Source organism: Microbacterium sp. SLBN-154, from assembly GCF_006715565.1.
Lineage (GTDB): Bacteria > Actinomycetota > Actinomycetes > Actinomycetales > Microbacteriaceae > Microbacterium.
Map to the genome: position 1 here is coordinate 2,073,259 of NZ_VFNL01000001.1, position 16,310 is coordinate 2,089,568.

At 69.6% G+C, this 16,310-nt stretch carries 14 protein-coding genes; 11 read left to right on the forward strand and 3 right to left on the reverse strand.

Annotation, left to right across the window (positions count from 1 at the left end; translation table 11 throughout):
- Positions 1-3: 3 nt before the first annotated feature.
- The 3 genes from secD (at position 4) to FBY40_RS10090 (ending at position 5,091) form a co-directional block, all read left to right on the forward strand.
- Positions 4-1,734 carry a protein translocase subunit SecD gene (gene secD, locus FBY40_RS10080; RefSeq protein WP_141938432.1) on the forward strand — a complete coding sequence of 577 codons (1,731 nt, stop codon included), beginning with the start codon at positions 4-6 and terminating at the stop codon, positions 1,732-1,734.
- A complete protein-coding gene (secF, locus tag FBY40_RS10085) occupies positions 1,734-2,723 on the forward strand; it encodes a protein translocase subunit SecF (protein ID WP_141938434.1) in 990 nt (329 codons plus the stop codon). Before secD ends, secF begins: the two co-directional genes overlap by 1 nt.
- Positions 2,724-2,817: 94 nt before the next feature.
- Entirely contained in the window at positions 2,818-5,091 is a 2,274-nt protein-coding gene (locus tag FBY40_RS10090; protein WP_141938436.1) for a RelA/SpoT family protein, read from the forward strand.
- Here the strand turns inward: FBY40_RS10090 and FBY40_RS10095 are convergent.
- The 3 genes from FBY40_RS10095 to FBY40_RS10105 all read right to left on the reverse strand — a co-directional run bounded on the left by FBY40_RS10095 (position 5,061) and on the right by FBY40_RS10105 (position 7,397).
- Positions 5,061-5,639: a hypothetical protein gene (locus tag FBY40_RS10095; protein ID WP_141938438.1), complete on the reverse strand. Its 579-nt coding sequence runs from the start codon at positions 5,637-5,639 to the stop codon at positions 5,061-5,063. The two genes, FBY40_RS10090 and FBY40_RS10095, sit on opposite strands and share 31 nt — an antisense overlap.
- Positions 5,640-5,701: 62 nt before the next feature.
- Positions 5,702-6,970: a DUF349 domain-containing protein gene (locus tag FBY40_RS10100; RefSeq protein ID WP_141938440.1), complete on the reverse strand. Its 1,269-nt coding sequence runs from the start codon at positions 6,968-6,970 to the stop codon at positions 5,702-5,704.
- A gap of 100 nt (positions 6,971-7,070) precedes the next feature.
- Positions 7,071-7,397, reverse strand: coding sequence for a dioxygenase (locus FBY40_RS10105; RefSeq protein ID WP_141938441.1), 327 nt, complete (start codon positions 7,395-7,397; stop codon positions 7,071-7,073).
- 162 nt (positions 7,398-7,559) lie between these two features.
- On the opposite strand from FBY40_RS10105, the gene FBY40_RS10110 reads away from it, so the two are divergent.
- The 8 genes from FBY40_RS10110 to FBY40_RS10145 all read left to right on the forward strand — a co-directional run bounded on the left by FBY40_RS10110 (position 7,560) and on the right by FBY40_RS10145 (position 16,310).
- Positions 7,560-8,873 (forward strand): replication-associated recombination protein A, encoded by a 1,314-nt coding sequence (locus tag FBY40_RS10110; protein ID WP_141940124.1) that lies wholly within the window; start codon positions 7,560-7,562, stop codon positions 8,871-8,873.
- Positions 8,870-9,409 carry a tetratricopeptide repeat protein gene (locus FBY40_RS10115; RefSeq protein ID WP_235014768.1) on the forward strand — a complete coding sequence of 180 codons (540 nt, stop codon included), beginning with the start codon at positions 8,870-8,872 and terminating at the stop codon, positions 9,407-9,409. The genes FBY40_RS10110 and FBY40_RS10115 overlap by 4 nt, the downstream gene beginning before the upstream one ends.
- Positions 9,410-9,695: 286 nt before the next feature.
- Positions 9,696-10,325, forward strand: coding sequence for a 30S ribosomal protein S4 (rpsD, locus tag FBY40_RS10120; protein ID WP_124293195.1), 630 nt, complete (start codon positions 9,696-9,698; stop codon positions 10,323-10,325).
- Between the two features lie 110 nt (positions 10,326-10,435).
- Positions 10,436-10,717, forward strand: coding sequence for an ATPase (locus FBY40_RS10125; RefSeq protein ID WP_124293196.1), 282 nt, complete (start codon positions 10,436-10,438; stop codon positions 10,715-10,717).
- A gap of 67 nt (positions 10,718-10,784) precedes the next feature.
- Positions 10,785-13,445 (forward strand): alanine--tRNA ligase, encoded by a 2,661-nt coding sequence (gene alaS, locus FBY40_RS10130; protein ID WP_141938443.1) that lies wholly within the window; start codon positions 10,785-10,787, stop codon positions 13,443-13,445.
- Positions 13,442-13,909 (forward strand): Holliday junction resolvase RuvX, encoded by a 468-nt coding sequence (gene ruvX / locus FBY40_RS10135; RefSeq protein WP_141938445.1) that lies wholly within the window; start codon positions 13,442-13,444, stop codon positions 13,907-13,909. Before alaS ends, ruvX begins: the two co-directional genes overlap by 4 nt.
- Before the next feature lie 248 nt (positions 13,910-14,157).
- Positions 14,158-15,459, forward strand: a complete 1,302-nt coding sequence (gene mltG / locus FBY40_RS10140) for an endolytic transglycosylase MltG (protein WP_235014770.1) — start codon at positions 14,158-14,160, stop codon at positions 15,457-15,459.
- Complete coding sequence (locus tag FBY40_RS10145) at positions 15,453-16,310, forward strand: shikimate dehydrogenase (RefSeq protein ID WP_141938450.1); 858 nt, start codon at positions 15,453-15,455, stop codon at positions 16,308-16,310. The genes mltG and FBY40_RS10145 overlap by 7 nt, the downstream gene beginning before the upstream one ends.

Sequence of the window (16,310 nt, forward strand, 5' to 3'; positions counted from 1 at the left end):
CTCGTGGCCACATCCACCCCCGTCCGCCGCGCCTGGCGGGCTCTGATCGGCCTGCTGGCGATCACGGCAGCCCTGTTCGGCATCAACGCGCTCGGTGTCTACGCGTTCGGCCAGAGCTCCTGGGTTCCTGAGCTCGCGCTCGATCTGCAGGGCGGCACCCAGATCGTCCTCGAGGCCCAGACGGAGAACGCGGAACCGCCGTCGACGGAGCAGCTGGAGCAGGCGGTCACGATCATCCGGCAGCGCGTCGATGCGTCCGGCGTCGGCGAGGCGGATGTCGCCACCCAGGCCGGCAACCAGATCGTCGTGCAGATCCCCGGCGAGGCCGACGAGGAGACCCGTCAGCGCATCGAGCAGTCGGCACAGCTGCAACTGCGTGCGGTGCTCGCCACGAGCAATGAGACCACCGGCGCGTTCATCGGGCAGGACGGCAACCAGACGCCCTACCCCACGCCCGACCCGTCCCTGCCGTCGACGCCGTCACCGTCGCCGTCCGACGGCAGCGATCCGGCGTGGATCACCCCGGCGCTGCAGGCGCAGTACGACGCCTACAACTGCTCCGACCCCGCGAACGACCCCGCGAACGCGCCGGCCGACCAGCCGCTCATCACCTGCGACCCCACCGGGACGGTCAAGTACCTGCTGGGACCGGTCGAGCTCGATGGGGCGGCGATCGACGACGCCACCTTCGGTCTTCAGCAGACCGACGGTCGCTGGGCGGTCAACCTCGTGTTCGACGGCGAGGGCACGCAGATCTTCGGAGAGATCAGCCAGCGCCTCTTCGGTGCCGCGCCGCCGCTGGACCAGTTCGCTTTCGTCCTCGACGGGTCGGTGCTCTCGGCGCCGCAGATGAACGGGGTCATCCTCGACGGCCGCCCGAGCATCACCGGCAGTTTCACGCAGGAGTCCGCGCAGGTGCTCGCCGACCAGCTGCGTTACGGCGCGCTGCCGCTGAGCTTCGAGGTGGTCAGCTCCGACACCATCTCGGCCACCCTGGGATCCCAGCAGCTGCAGATCGGCCTCATCGCCGGTCTCATCGGTCTGATCCTCGTCGCCCTCTACTCCCTCGCCGTGTATCGCGCACTGGGCTTCGTCATCATCGCCTCGCTGATCGTGATGGGCGTGCTGACCTACATCACGCTGTGCATCCTGGCGTGGCGCATCGGGTACCGCCTGTCTCTGGCCGGCGTGGCGGGTGTGATCGTCTCCATCGGATTCACCGCCGACAGCTTCATCGTCTACTTCGAACGAATACGAGATGAGCTCCGCGACGGCAAGTCGATCACGGGCGCCGTCGAAGACGGCTGGGCCCGCGCGCGCCGGACGATCTACATCTCCAAGTCGATCAACGTCCTCGCGGCGGTCGTGCTCTACATCCTCGCCGACGCCACCGTGAAGGGCTTCGCCTTCACGCTGGGGCTCACCACGGTGATCGACGTGCTGATCTTCATCCTGTTCACCCACCCGGTGCTGCAGCTGCTGGCGCGCACCCGCTTCTTCGGCTCGGGGCATCCCCTCTCCGGCCTCGACCCGAAGGCCCTCGGTGCTGTCTACCGGGGTCGCGCGCAGTTCCGCGCGCCGGTGACCGCGGGCAAGACGCCGGCGGCACGGCGGGCGGGCAAGGCGCGCAGCGAGGCGGAGCGACGGCAGACGATCGCCGAGCGCAAGCAGGCGGAGCTCGCCGCCACCGAGTCCGGCAAGTCCGCAACGAAGGTCAAGGACGGAGACCACTGATGCGGTCCATGAGCCAGCTCGGCAACGATCTCTACACCGGCAAGACCAGCTTCCCGTTCGTCGGGCGCCGGCGTCTGTGGTTCATCATCGCGGCGATCCTCGTGATCGGTTCCGCTCTGGTGCCGCTGTTCCGTCCCATCCAGCTCTCCATCGAATTCACCGGTGGCTCGCAGTTCACCGTCTCCGGCGTCGCCACCACCGATCAGGCCCTGGCGACCGACGCCGTGCAGTCCGTCGTCCCCGGCGCCGTCACCCGCGTCGTCACGGTCGGCTCGGACGCCATCCGTGTGCAGACCGACCAGGTCACCGACGACGAGAGCCTGCAGATCTCCACGGCACTGGCCGAGGAGTACCAGGTGCCCGCCGCCGATGTCAGCTACTCCTTCATCGGGCCCAGCTGGGGCGCGGATGTCACGCGGCAGTCGCTCTGGGGCCTTGCGATCTTCCTCGCGCTGACCTTCCTGATCCTCGCGATCTACTTCCGCACCTGGAAGATGTCGACGGCGGCGATCATCGGCCTGGTCGACGTGCTCATCATCACCGTCGGGGTCTACGCCCTCTTCGGGTTCGAGATCTCACCGGCCGCGGTCATCGGCTTCCTGACGATCCTCTCGTATGCGCTGTACGACACCACGGTGGTCTTCGACAAGATCAGGGAGAACACCAGCGAGGACGGCGAAGTCTCGGGTCGAACGTTCGGCGAGTCGGTCAACCTGGCAGTCAACCAGACGCTGGTCCGCTCGATCAACACCACGGTCGTCGCGGCGCTGCCCACCGGGGCGATCCTCTTCATCGGTGCGCTGTGGCTCGGCGCGCGGACGCTCACCGACATCTCACTGTCGATCTTCGTCGGAACGATCGTGGCGGCGTACTCGACGATCTTCGTCGCGGCCCCGCTGTACGCGCTCTTCCGCGAGAAGGAGCCCGCGATCCGGGCCCGCGACGAGCGCGTCCTCGCCGCGCGTGAACTGGCCGGCACACCTGTCTGAGCATCGACTCGAGGTGGCGGCGCCGGCCCGGGGCCGCGCGCGAAGGGTCTGCGCACGCGGCGTAGGATGAGGTGTCCAGCGGAGGGAGGGGTCAGTGACTGAGACCGTCCCGTCCGCCCCGGCACCTCCCTCGTCGCAGACGACATCGTCGCTGAGGCGGCTCGTGCCGAGGATCTTCTCGCGCTCCGCACGGCGTGACGACGTCGAACGCCTGCTGCGCACGGTGCGCACGCACCATCCCAAGGGTGATCTCACCATCATCGAGCGGGCGTACACCGTCGCCGACGGAGCCCACGCCGGGCAGACGCGGCAAAGCGGCGAGCCCTACATCACCCACCCGCTCGCGGTCGCGCAGATTCTCGCCGATCTGGGCCTGGGCCCGCGGGCGATCGCCGCCGCCCTCCTCCACGACACCGTCGAGGACACCGGCTACCCGCTCGACACCCTCGCGGCCGAGTTCGGCGACGAGGTCGCCATGCTGGTGGACGGCGTCACCAAGCTCGACAAGGTCAAATACGGCGAGAGCGCTCAGGCCGAGACCGTCCGCAAGATGATCGTGGCGATGTCGCGCGACATCCGGGTCCTCATCATCAAGCTCGCCGATCGCCTCCACAACGCCCGCACCTGGGGCTTCGTCCCGCCCGAGAAGGCCAAGAAGAAGGCCACCGAGACCCTGGAGATCTACGCCCCGCTCGCGCACCGGCTGGGTATCCAGACGATCAAGTCGGAGCTGGAGGACCTGTCCTTCGCCGTTCTGCATCCCAAGCTCTACGCCGAGATCGACAGTCTCGTCAAACAGCGGACCCCGCAGCGGGAGCAGTACGTCCAGAGTGTCATCGAAGCGGTCGAAGGAGACCTTCGCGATCTCCGGGTACGCGGTCGGGTCATGGGTCGGCCCAAGCAGCTGTACTCGGTGTATCAGAAGATGATCGTCCGCGGCCGCGAGTTCGACGACATCTACGACCTCATCGGAATCCGCGTGCTCGTGGGGAGCGTTCGCGACTGCTACGCGGTGCTCGGTGCGATCCACGCGCGGTGGACGCCGCTGTCGGGCCGCTTCAAGGACTACATCGCCACGCCGAAGTTCAACCTCTACCAGTCGCTGCACACCACCGTCATCGGTCCGGCGGGACGCACGGTGGAGATCCAGATCCGCACCAACGAGATGCATCAGCAGGCCGAGTATGGTGTGGCGGCGCACTGGAAGTACAAGGAACGGATGAACGGCGGCAAAGCCGACTCCAAGGCGGTCGACGCCGACATGGCCTGGCTCGCCCACATCTCCGACTGGCAGGCCGAGACGGCCGACCCGGGCGAGTTCCTCGACTCGCTGCGCTTCGAGATCGGCGCGAAAGAGGTGTACGTCTTCACGCCCAAGGGTCGCGTGATCGGCCTGCCCTCGGGTGCGACGCCGGTGGACTTCGCCTACGCCGTCCACACCGAGATCGGCCACCGCACGATGGGGGCGAAGGTCAACGGGCGGCTTGTGCCCCTGGAGTCCGAACTCAACAGCGGCGACGTGGTCGAGGTGTTCACCTCGAAGAATCCCGATGCGGGTCCGAGTCAGGACTGGCTCGGGTTCGTCAAGAGCACCCGCGCCCGCAACAAGATCCGCGGCTGGTTCACCAAGGAGCGGCGCGAGGAAGCGGTCGAGCAGGGGAAGGATGCGATCGCCCGGGCGATGCGCCGCCAGAACCTCCCGCTCCAGCGTCTGATGAACCAGGATTCCTTCACCGAGGTCGCCCGGCAGCTTCGTTACGAGGACGTCTCCGCCCTGTACGCCGCGGTCGGCGAGGGACATGTGTCGACGCAGTCCGTGATCGAGAAGGTCACGGCGCTCGTGAGTGCTGCCGAGGACACCTCCACGGGCCCGATCGACCTCCCGGCGGTCGGCCGGTCGCGGGCGCCCCGCGGCGGCGAGTCCGGGGTGCTGGTCCGCGGCGCCCCCGACATCCTCGTCAAGCTCGCCAAGTGCTGCACCCCCGTTCCCGGCGACGAGATCGTGGGTTTCGTCACCCGGGGGAGCGGGGTGTCGGTCCACCGTGCGGATTGCACCAATGTGAGATCGCTGAAGGAAGACCCCGAGCGTCTCATCGAGGTGGAGTGGGCCCCGACCACCAAGAGCGTGTTCCTCGTCCAGATCCAGGTCGAGGCGCTCGACCGCTCCGGGCTGCTCAGCGATGTCACGCGCGTGCTCAGCGAGCATCACGTCAACATCCTGTCCGCCACCGTGTCGACCTCCAACGACCGGTTGGCCATCAGCCGCTTCGTGTTCGAGATGGGCGACACCGTGCACTTGGATCGCGTGCTCAACGCCGTACGGCGCATCGATGCGGTCTACGACGTGTACCGCGTGACGTCTTCCTGATCGGCCGGACGGGCCGCCAGCTCGGCGAGGAGATCGAGGGCACGCCGCTTGTGCGGCACCCGTCCTCGGCTGCTGAGCTGTCGGTGTGCGGCCTCCGCCAGACCGGGTCTGAGCCCGGAGAGCTCCGCGGCGGCACGGGTGTGGTCCTCGTCGGCGACCCGGCAGAGGTCGGAGAGCGTCCGCACGGGCGTGGTCACCCAGACTCCGCCGATGTGCTCGACGTCCCCGTGATCGAGCGCCATGTCGCGGACGACGACGCGCCGGTCGTGCACCGCGGTCACCCGTCGGGTGACGGCCCGCTGCACGGTGTGGCGGGCCGGCGGCTCGGCGATCGCGCCGTGGATCCAGGTGGCGCTGAGGTGGGTGGCCGCGAACAGATCGGTGAGGATGCCGCCGAGCGATCCCGCCCGCAGGGCCGCCGTCTCCACGGCGTCGGCCGGCATGTAACCGTCGCCCACCTCGATGACGTCGCCGTCTAATCGCGCTGCCGACAGCTCGGTGGCCGACAACCGGTCGCCCGGGAGGTAGAGGAAGCGCGACAGGGGCATGGCCGCGAGTCTGCCGCGGATGGGCCCGCGGTGGGTCGCCCTGTGGACAACCCCGCCCGGGGTCAGCCGCCGAGTGCGCGCAGCCAGGCCTGCCGGGCCTCGAGCGCTTCTTTGGCCTTCGCCACCGCCCGGGCATCTCCCGATGCCTCGGCGGCGGCCACCTCGGCTTCGAGCTTGGCGATGGCGTCGGTCAGCTGACGGGTCATGTCGTCGGCGCGAGCCTGTGTCTCAGGATCGTTGCGCTTCCACTCGACCTCTTCGCGCGACCGGACGGCCTGCTCGACCTTGCGGAGCTCGTCGTCGAGCGAACGCTCGGCGTCGCGAGGGAAGATGCGACCGATCTCATCCCATTTGCGCTGGATGCCGGTCAGCAGCGAACGCGCCTTGGCGACGTCCTTCTCGTCCGGGATCGGGCGGGCCTCGACCAACAGGGCCTTCTTCGCCTCGATCTTCTCCTTCGATGCTTCGGCGTCGGCTGCTTCGCGTTCCCCGCGTGCGGCGTAGAGCGCGTCGCCGGCGGCCTTGAAGCGCGCCCACAGCGCGTCATCCGCCTTCTTTCCGGCACGCCCGGCGGACTTCCACTCGTCCAGCAGGTCGCGATAGGCGCCGATGCCGTCCTCGCCGCGCGGAGCGAGGGCTTCAGCGCGTTCGATAAGTCGGGTCTTGCGGTCGCGGACGGACTTGTGGGCCTCGTCGAGCTCGGCGTAGAACGACCGGCGGTGCTTGTCGATGGTGGCGCGGGCGTCGCGGAAACGCTTCCACAGCTGCTGCGCGGTCGAGCGGGGCAGACGCGGACCGTTCTGCTGCTGGGACTGCCACTGGTCGAACAGCGCGGACAGCTCGGTCGAGACCTGCTTCCACTGCACCGATCGCGGGTCGCGGGCGGCGAGCTCCTCTGCGCGCTCGACGAGGGCCGTGCGCTCCTTCACGGCGGCATCCACAGCCTCGCGGGCTGCGGCGGCCTCGGTCGCCGACGCTTCGGCGAGCGAGGAGGTGAGGGCGGCGACCCGCGCCTCGAGGGCGGCGAGGTTTCCCACCGCGGCGGCGCCGCTGATCTTCGCCTGCAGCGAGGTCGCGGTCGAGCGGAGGTCGCTGGCCGACGCGCCACCGCGGCGATGGCGGACCTCGAGGAGCGTCACCTCGGAGGCGAGATCGGTGAATTTGCGCTCGAAGTACGCGAGGGCCTCTTCGGGGGAGCCGTCGGGGAACTGGCCGACGACGCGCCATCCGTCCGTCTCTCGCACCGAGACGGTGCCGTCCTCGTCGACGCGGCCCCAGGGCTGGTCGTCGGTGGGGGTTTCCGGGCTGGTGGGGTCTGCTGCGGCAGTCACGGGATGCACCTCATCGCGGCCGAGGCCGGGTGTGGGGGATGGACGCGCCCCAGCCTAGTACGGCGTCGCGGCCGGGCGAGGGGATTGTGCCCGGGTGCGCCTATTGATCCGCAGGAGCGGAGGGATCACCGCTCGGCGCGGGCGTCGTCTCGAGCGGGGTGGGCTCGGGCGTGGGTCCGTCGGTCGGGCTGGGGACCGAGGTCTGGGTCGGCGAGGGCGCGGGTTCGGGTGCCCCGGGTCCGACGGTGAAGTAGGCGGTCTGCGCGGCGACGATCCCCGCGATGAGCAAGCCGCCGGCGACACCGGCGATGAGGTTGTCGCGGCGGCGTCGGCGTTGCTGACCCTCGTGGAAGCTCTGACGGGCCTGGTAGAGCCGGGCTCGTTCGCGTTCCGCGCGGGACGCACGATCCTTGCTTCCGGTGGCCACCGATCCTCCTTCGGTCCCGGCGGTCCCGGGCGCAATGATCCTATGCACAGCGCCGGGGGGCCGCCAAACGCGGGAGGAGGCGGTGTCGGCGGTCGCCGTTAGCCTTGGGGAGTGAGTGATACGGCGGGTCTCGTGCGCAGCCACACGCCCCTCGCCGTGCGGATGCGCCCCACATCCCTCAGCGAGGTCGCGGGGCAGGGGCACCTGCTGCGCAAGGGCTCGCCCCTGGTCACCCTCGCCGATCCCGAGGCGACGGGGACGACGGCGACGTCGGTGATCCTCTGGGGCCCGCCCGGCACCGGCAAGACGACGCTCGCGCAGGCGATCGCCCGCTCGTCGGGCCGGCGCTTCGTCGAACTCTCCGCAGTGACAGCCGGTGTCAAAGATGTCCGGGAGGTGATGCAGGACTCCCTCACCCAGCGAGACCTCTACGGTCAGTCGACGATCCTCTTCCTCGACGAGATCCACCGGTTCACCAAGGCGCAGCAGGACGCGCTCCTCCCCGGTGTCGAGAACGGCTGGGTGGTGCTGATCGCCGCGACCACCGAGAACCCGTCCTTCTCGATCATCTCGCCGCTGCTGTCACGGTCTCTGCTGCTGACGCTGCGTCCCCTCACCGACGCCGATCTGGGCATGCTGATCGACCGCGCCGTGGGTGATCCGCGGGGGCTCGCCGGAAGGCTCGCCCTCGACACCGAGGCGCGGAACGCTCTGGTCAGACTCGCCTCCGGCGATGGCCGGCGCGCCCTGACCGCTCTTGAGGCGGCGGCGTCGCTGGCGGAGAGGGATGCGACAACGGTCGGCGACGCAGACGAGGACGCCGCGGAATCGGATGCCACGGCTCCGACGATCACCGTCGACCACGTCTCGCAGGCCGTCGACCGCGCGCTGCTGCGCTACGACCGTCAGGGGGACGAGCACTACGACGTCATCAGCGCGTTCATCAAGTCGATCCGCGGCTCGGACGTCGACGCGGCGATCCATTATCTGGCTCGCATGATCGAGGCGGGCGAGGACCCGCGCTTCATCGCCCGGCGGCTCATCATCTCGGCATCCGAGGACATCGGTCTCGCCGACCCCCAGGCCCTCGTCATCGCGGTCGCCGCCGCCGATGCCGTGCAGTTCATCGGCATGCCCGAGGGGCGTATCCCGCTTGCCGAGGCGACGGCCTACCTCGCCACGACGGCGAAGTCGAACGCGGCCTACCTGGCCGTGGACGCCGCCATCGCCGACGTCCGTGCAGGTGGGTTCGGCCGCGTGCCCGTGCATCTGCGTGACGCCCACTATCCGGGGGCCAAGCGTCTCGGCCACGGCAAGGGGTACGTCTACCCCCACGACAGCGAGGTGGGAGTGGTGGCTCAGCAGTACCTCCCCGACGAGCTCCGCGGGAAGCGGTACTTCCGGCCGACGAACCACGGCCAGGAGCGGGACGTCCAGGCGCGGCTGGAGAAGATCAGAAAGCTGCTGGGAGAGTGACGGCGAGTGAGGCGCTCGAGGCTCGTCTCGAGCTGTTCTGGTCCCAGGCCGACGAGGATTCCGCGGCGGAGCTGTCGGCGATGTTGGAACAGCTTCTCTCCGACGTAGCCGCGCCACCCGAGCGCGCCTTGTTCGAGCGCGCCTCGCTCCACGATTTCCTCGGCGACGAGGACGCCGCCGTCCCGCTGTACCGCGCAGCGCTGGACGCCGGGCTCGCACCTCCGCACCGGACGCAGGCGATCATCCAGCTGGGCAGCTCTCTGCGCAACATCGGGGAGGTGTCGGCGGCGATGACGCTGCTGCAGACCGTCGAGGCCGGAGACCCGCTGTTCCCGGCCGCGCAGGCGTTTCTCGCGCTGGCCCTCCACGACGACGACAAGCCCACGCCGGCCCTGCGCACCGCCCTCGCGGCGCTGGCGCCCACCCTGCCCGCGTACCAGCGGGCGGTGTCGTTCTACGCCGATGACCTCGCTTCCCGGCAAGGGGTGCAGGCGCTCGACCGACGCGCAGCCGAGCCCGAGATCCTCGAGCGGTAGTGGGCGCGCCATCGTCATGAGGCGCCGATGCGCACCTCCGCCGTTGAAACCGATCGCGGCTCCGTCGGGTTCGACGGAGAAGGTGGGTCTCGGCCGCGGGAAGCGCCGGGAGGGTGCTGAGGGGCGATCTGGTAGACTTGACCGGCTCGAAACACCGTTTTCGGGCATCCCCTCTCTTCTTCACCGACCTTCCGGCATGCCCCGGCGTGCAGTCCGGAAGGGCGAAGAGGGGCGATACGTCCGCGAGCCGTGAAAGACACGGCAGCGTCATCGAAAGGAACACTTCGTGGCTACGAAGTCCCAGGACCGCCGCAAGGTCCGCCTGTCCCGCGCCCTCGGCGTCGCCCTCACTCCGAAGGCCGCGCGCTACCTCGAGAAGCGTCCCTACGCTCCGGGCGAGCACGGTCGCACCAAGCGCAAGGCCGACAGCGACTACGCCGTCCGCCTCCGCGAGAAGCAGCGTCTGCGCGAGCAGTACGGCATCCGCGAGAAGCAGATGCGCAACACGTTCAACGAGGCTCGTCGTACGCAGGGCCTGACGGGTGAGAACCTCGTCGAGCTGCTCGAGATGCGCCTCGACGCCCTGGTGCTGCGCTCGGGCTTCGCCCGCACCACCGCGCAGGCCCGTCAGATGGTCGTGCACCGCCACATCCTCGTCGACGGCCAGACCGTCGACCGCCCGTCGTTCCGCGTGAAGCCGGGCCAGACCATCCACGTCAAGGCCAAGAGCGAGGGCACCGAGCCCTTCCAGGTCGCTGCCGCCGGCGGACACGCCGACGTGCTGCCCCCCGTTCCGGGCTACCTGCAGGTCGAGCTCGACAAGCTGCAGGCGCAGCTCGTGCGTCGCCCCAAGCGCGCCGAGGTCCCCGTCGTCTGCGACGTCCAGCTCGTCGTCGAGTACTACGCCGCGCGCTGACGCTCGTCGGCTGCGTGCCTCTCGGAAGGCGTCGGGGTCACCCCGGCGCCTTCCGTCGTTTCCGCCTACGATGAGAAAGTGGCCGCGCCCGCGGCGGAGGAAGTGGTGTGATGAGAAGTCTCCTGTGGTTCTTGATCGGGATCATCGGCGGGTTCGTCGCCGCCCATGTGGTGAACAAGAACCCCCGTGGAGCCGAACTCCTCGCCGAGGTCGACGCGCGCATCTCGGAGTTCACCGACCGCATGGGCGACGCCTACCGCGACCAGCAGGGACGCTTCGCCGACACCCTGGACGACCTCGGTGACGCTGCCGAGGACGCCGTCGAGGCGGCTGCAGACGCCGCCGGTGAGGCACTGGCCAAAGCCAAGGCGGCCGCAGCGTCCTCCGACTGACCCGTCGCCCGATCCGCCATCCGCCCGCTCCGCGGGCGGATCACCCACGTCTTCCTGAGGACTTCGCATGAGAACCGCTGAGATCGCCCAGCGCTACCTCGACTATTTCGAGCGCAACGGCCACACCATCGTCCCGTCGGCGTCGCTCGTCAGCGACGACCCGTCACTGCTGTTCACCGTCGCCGGCATGGTGCCCTTCATCCCCTACCTCACCGGAGTGGTGCCCGCGCCCTATACCCGTGCGGCGGACGTGCAGAAATGCATCCGAACCAACGACATCGAAGAGGTCGGCAAGACCCCGCGGCACGGCACGTTCTTCCAGATGCTCGGCAACTGGTCCTTCGGCGACTACTTCAAGGAGGGCGCGATCCGCTACGCGTGGGATCTGCTGCTCTCCTCCGAAGCGGACGGTGGTCTCGGGTTCGACGAGAAGGACCTGTGGGTCACGGTCTACGAGGACGACGACGAGGCCGAGTCGCTCTGGCGCACCGTGGCCGGCATCTCACCTGACCGCATCCAGCGCCTCGGCCGCGACTCCAACTACTGGAGCACCGGACAGCCCGGCCCCGCCGGGCCCTGCTCGGAGATCTTCTTCGACCGCGGTCGGGCGTACGGCATCGACGGCGGTCCCGCGACCGACGATGACCGGTACGTGGAGATCTGGAACCTCGTGTTCATGCAGTACGCGATCACGAACGTCCGCTCCAAGGTCGACTTCGACATCATGGGCGAGCTCCCGCAGAAGAACATCGACACCGGCATGGGTCTCGAGCGCGTCGCGTTCCTCAAGCAGGGCGTGGAGAACATGTACGAGACCGACCAGGTGCGGCCGGTGCTCGATCGCGCGGTGGAGCTGTCGGGCCGTCGCTACGGTGCTGTGCACGACGACGACGTGCGCTTCCGCGTCGTGGCCGACCACGTGCGGTCCTCGCTCATGCTCCTCGCCGACGGTGTGACCCCGTCCAACGAGGGCCGTGGATACATCCTCCGGCGACTCATGCGGCGGGCGATCCGCGCCATGCGCCTGCTGGGTGTCGATGCTCCGACCTTCCCCGAGCTGTTCTCGGTGTCGCGCGACGCGATGAAGGCCGCGTACCCGAACCTCGACGCCGAGTACTCGCGGCTGTCCGCCTACGCCGTCGCGGAGGAGGAGACGTTCCTTCGCACGCTCGCGTCGGGATCGACGATCCTCGACCTCGCGGTCACGACCACCAAGGAAGCGGGGGGGACGAGCATCGCGGCCGCCGACGCCTTCCTGCTGCACGACACTTACGGGTTCCCGATCGATCTCACGCTCGAGATCGCCGAAGAGGCCGGGCTGAGCGTCGACCGTGCCGCGTTCGACACCCTCATGCAGGAGCAGCGCTCCCGCGCGAAGGCAGACGCCAAGGCGCGGAAGCGCGCCATCGCCGATCACAGCGTCTATCGGGAGTTCCGTGCCCGCGGGGAGACCGCGTTCACCGGGTACACCGACCTCGAGACCGAATCCACGGTTCTGGGCGTCCTCGTCGACGGTGTGTCGGTCGACCGTGCCCGCCAGGGCGAGATCGCCGAGGTGATCCTCGCCGAGACGGCCCTCTACGCCGAGTCGGGTGGCCAGGTCGCCGACAAGGGTGTGATTGTCGGGCCCGGGTACGAACTCGACGTGCTCGACGTGCAGCGTCCGGTTCCGGGCCTCATCAGCCACACCGTCGAGGTGCGCACCGGCGAAGTCGGGGTGGGCCAGCCCGCCACCTCGGTCGTCGATGCGGCGAACCGTCGGGCGGCGATGCAGGCGCATTCGGCCACGCACCTCGTCCACGCGGCTCTGCGCGACACCCTGGGAAGGTCGGCGACGCAGGCCGGGTCGCTCAACCGCGCCGGGTATCTCCGTTTCGACTTCACCTGGGGCCAGGCGCTGTCGGGCGAGACGAAGTCGGAGATCGAGGAGATCGCCAACAACGCGGTGCGGGACAACCTCGAGGTCACCACCCGCGTCCTCTCCCTCGATGAGGCCAAGGAACTCGGCGCGCTGGCGCTGTTCGGTGAGAAGTACGGCGACACCGTGCGGATGGTCGACATCGGCGGCCCCTGGTCGCGCGAGCTGTGCGGCGGTACCCACGTCGATCGCAGCGCCGAGGTCGGGATCATCAACCTCGTGGGGGAGTCGTCGGTGGGTGCCTCCAACCGACGCGTCGAGGCCCTCGTCGGCGCCGACGCGTTCCGCGAGCTGGCGGCCGAGCGCGCCATCGTGTCGCAGCTGACCTCCACCCTGAAGACGCCCCGCGACCAGCTGCCCGCTCGCATCGCCGATCTCGCAGCGAGCCTGAAGGCTGCCGAGAAGAAGATCGCGCAGCTGGAATCGAAGGCGCTCGGCGAGCGCCTCCCGAACCTGGTCGCCGCCGCTTCGCGCCAGGGGGCGTACGCGGTCGTCGCCGAGGACCTCGGCACGGCCTCCAGTGCCGATGACGTGCGGGCTCTGGCTCTTCAGGTGCGCGAGCGGCTCGGTGCCGATCCCGCCGTGGTGGCCCTCGGCGCCGTCGTGGGGGAGCGTCCGGTCGTCATCGTGGCGACGAACGACGCCGCCCGCAGCGCAGGGGCCCGTGCGGGTGTCCTCGCGAAGACCGCCGCGGGTGTCCTCGGCGGCGGCGGCGGCGGTCGTGACGACCTCGCCCAGGGCGGGGGGACGGATGCCGCGGCGCTGGCCGCCGCGATGGACGCCGTGACCCGGGCGCTCGCCGAGGGATGACCGGTTTCCGGCGGGGCGCCCGGCTCGGGATCGATGTCGGGAAGGCACGAGTGGGTGTCGCGCGCTCCGATCCGGACGGGCTGCTCGCAACTCCGGTGGAGACCGTCGCCCGTGACGAGCGGGCGGTCTCCCGGGTGCGGGAGCTCGCCGACGAGTACTCCGCGGTGGAGCTCATCGTCGGTCTTCCCTTGAATCTCCGCGGCGAATCGACCCCCTCCACCGAGGATGCCCGGGCCTTCGCGGAGGAGCTGGCGAAGGCCTCGGCGGTGACCGTCCGCCTCGTGGACGAGCGTCTGACGACCGTCTCCGCGCATGCGGTTCTGCGCGATTCGGGCAGATCGCAGCGTTCTTCTCGTAGCATTGTGGACCAGGCCGCGGCCGTCGTTCTGCTTCAGCACGCCCTCGATGTGGAGAAGCGGCAGGGACGACCGCCCGGAACCCCCGTCCCCCAGGAGCCCGCCTGATGCCCGATCACCCGTCGTCCGAGGATCCGTTCGCGGATCTCTTCGGGAAGCTGCCCGACCCCCGTACGCGAGACTCCCGCCGGACGGAGGGCGCCCCCGAGACTTCCGGATCGGCGGACGCGACCGCCGGTGGTCATACGCCTGCACCGCCGGCGAGCGAGGACGCCCCCCGGCCGTCGGCCCCACCGCCCTCCCGCCGAGCCGCTCGCGAGGCCGCCACGCGGTCCGCCGATACGACGTCCGCGCCGGTGCCCGCACCTCGCAGCGATCCGGATCCGATTCCCGCGCCACGTGCCGCGCAGACGCCGGCGTCCGTCGGCGTCGCCTCCGACGGGCCGTCGAGCGGAGCGCGGGGTGCCACCCGCACCGCGACCCGGCCGGCCGGCACCGCGACCCTCGAGGACCTGTTCACGGGCGAGGCCACCACCGAGGCCCTCGGATCTCCGCCGCCGAAGCCGGATCGGCGCCGGCGTCGCATCGGTGCCGCGATCGCCATCGGGCTGGTGCTCGCGGTCATCGGCGGCATCGTCGGCGGCGGTCTGTACGTCTGGAGCACCTACGAGTCCCAGATCCGCGAAGTGATGGGCTGGGAGGAGCCGGCCGACTTCGAGGACGGCCTCGCGAACGGCGAAGCACTCGTCACGATCGTCTCGGGTGACACCGGCCAATCGATCTCGCAGACCCTCTTCGAAGCCGGTGTCACCAAGACCTCCGGCGCCTTCTACGACTACCTGATCGACAACGGTCGGAGCCCGACGTTCATGCCCGGCGTGTATCGCCTGCAGCTGCAGATGACCTCCGAGGCGGCGCTCGCAGCGATCGAGAACCCCGAGAACAAACTGGAGAACTCCGCGCTCATCCCCGAGGGTCAGACGGCGGAGGCGACACTGGAGGTCGTCTCCGAAAGCCTCGGCATGCCGCTGGAGGAGCTGCAGGCCGCCGCCGCCGACCCCGCCGCGTACGGTGTCCCGGCGGACAGCCTCGAGGGGTGGCTCTTCCCCGCGATGTACACCTTCGATCCCGGCGTCACGGCGACCGATGTCATCCAGACGATGGTGAACCGCACCGTGCAGTCGCTGGATGCCGCGGGGGTCCCCGCCGACGACCGGCAGCGGATCCTCATCATCGCCTCGATCATCCAGAGGGAAGCCCGCTACGAGGCCGACATGCAGAAGGTCTCGCGGGTCATCCAGAACCGACTGGATCCCGGGAACCAGGAGACCTTCGGAAAGCTGCAGATGGACTCCACCGCCCAGTACGGGGTCGGCGATAGCCGCGAGGGCGTCGTGAGTTCGAGCGAGGAAGCCCTGACCGACCCGAACCCGTGGAACACCTACGTGCAGGTCGGGCTGCCCATCGGTCCGATCGCCAACCCCGGCGACGTCGCCATCAACGCGGCGATGAACCCCGCCGACGGCCCGTGGCTGTACTTCGTGACCGTCAACCTCAACACGGGCGAGACGATCTTCACCGAGACCTACAACGAGCACCTCCGGTATGTCGAGCAGTGGCGGGAGTGGTGCAGCCAGAATCCCGACGCGGGATGCTGAGGGCCAACGCCACGCGCCTGGCGGTGTGGGGCGATCCGATCGCGCACAGTCGATCCCCGCAGCTGCACTCCGCCGCCTACGCCGAGCTCGGCCTGCCGTGGACCTACGAGCGTCGACGGGTCTCGGAGGCGCAGTTCGACGCCGCACTGGCAGACCCGACGGAGACCTGGCGCGGCCTGTCGTTGACGATGCCGCTGAAGCACGTCGCCGCGAGGGCCGCGACCGCCCTCGACCGCGCGGCACAGCTCAGCGGTGCGGCGAACACCCTCATCCCCGATGACGAGGGGATCCGCGGCTTCAACACCGACGTGGCCGGGCTCGTCGCGGCCATCCGCGAAGAGGGGATCGAGCGGACCGAGCGCGGGACGGTCCTGGGTGCGGGAGCGACCGCGACCTCGGCGCTCCTCGCGCTGGAAGCACTGGGGGCGAGAGAGATCGAGATCCGCGCGCGCCGCCCGGACGCCGCGGGCCATCTGGTCGCCCTCGCCGCGAGCCTCGACCTGCACGTGACGGTAGTGTCCCTCGACGCGCCCCGCACCGGTTCGGGCGCCCGACCCGACACCGCGCTCACCATCGCCACCCTTCCCGGAGACGCCGAGCTGCCGGCATCCGTCCTCGACGCAGTGGTCGAACCCGGGGGGCTGCTCGTCGATGTCGTCTACGGCACGTGGCCGACTCCGCTCGCCGCGGCGTGGGAGGGCGCGGGCGGCCGAGCCGTCTCCGGGTTGCCGATGCTTCTGCATCAGGCGGTGCGGCAGGTGCGGATCTTCACCACCGGCGATGTCGACGAGCCGCTCCCGTCAGAGTCCGTCATCGTCGCGTCGATGCGCCGAGCCCTCATGGAAGACTAG

Excerpts from the sequence above, each read along its gene's own strand:
- secF (WP_141938434.1), top strand. The coding sequence starts at position 1,734 with ATGCGGTCCATGAGCCAGCTCGGCAACGATCTCTACACCGGCAAGACC.
- FBY40_RS10095 (WP_141938438.1), bottom strand. The coding sequence starts at position 5,639 with ATGCCCCTGTCGCGCTTCCTCTACCTCCCGGGCGACCGGTTGTCGGCC.
- FBY40_RS10110 (WP_141940124.1), top strand. The coding sequence starts at position 7,560 with ATGCGCCCCACATCCCTCAGCGAGGTCGCGGGGCAGGGGCACCTGCTG.
- FBY40_RS10125 (WP_124293196.1), top strand. The coding sequence starts at position 10,436 with ATGAGAAGTCTCCTGTGGTTCTTGATCGGGATCATCGGCGGGTTCGTC.
- alaS (WP_141938443.1), top strand. The coding sequence starts at position 10,785 with ATGAGAACCGCTGAGATCGCCCAGCGCTACCTCGACTATTTCGAGCGC.
- ruvX (WP_141938445.1), top strand. The coding sequence starts at position 13,442 with ATGACCGGTTTCCGGCGGGGCGCCCGGCTCGGGATCGATGTCGGGAAG.
- FBY40_RS10145 (WP_141938450.1), top strand. The coding sequence starts at position 15,453 with ATGCTGAGGGCCAACGCCACGCGCCTGGCGGTGTGGGGCGATCCGATC.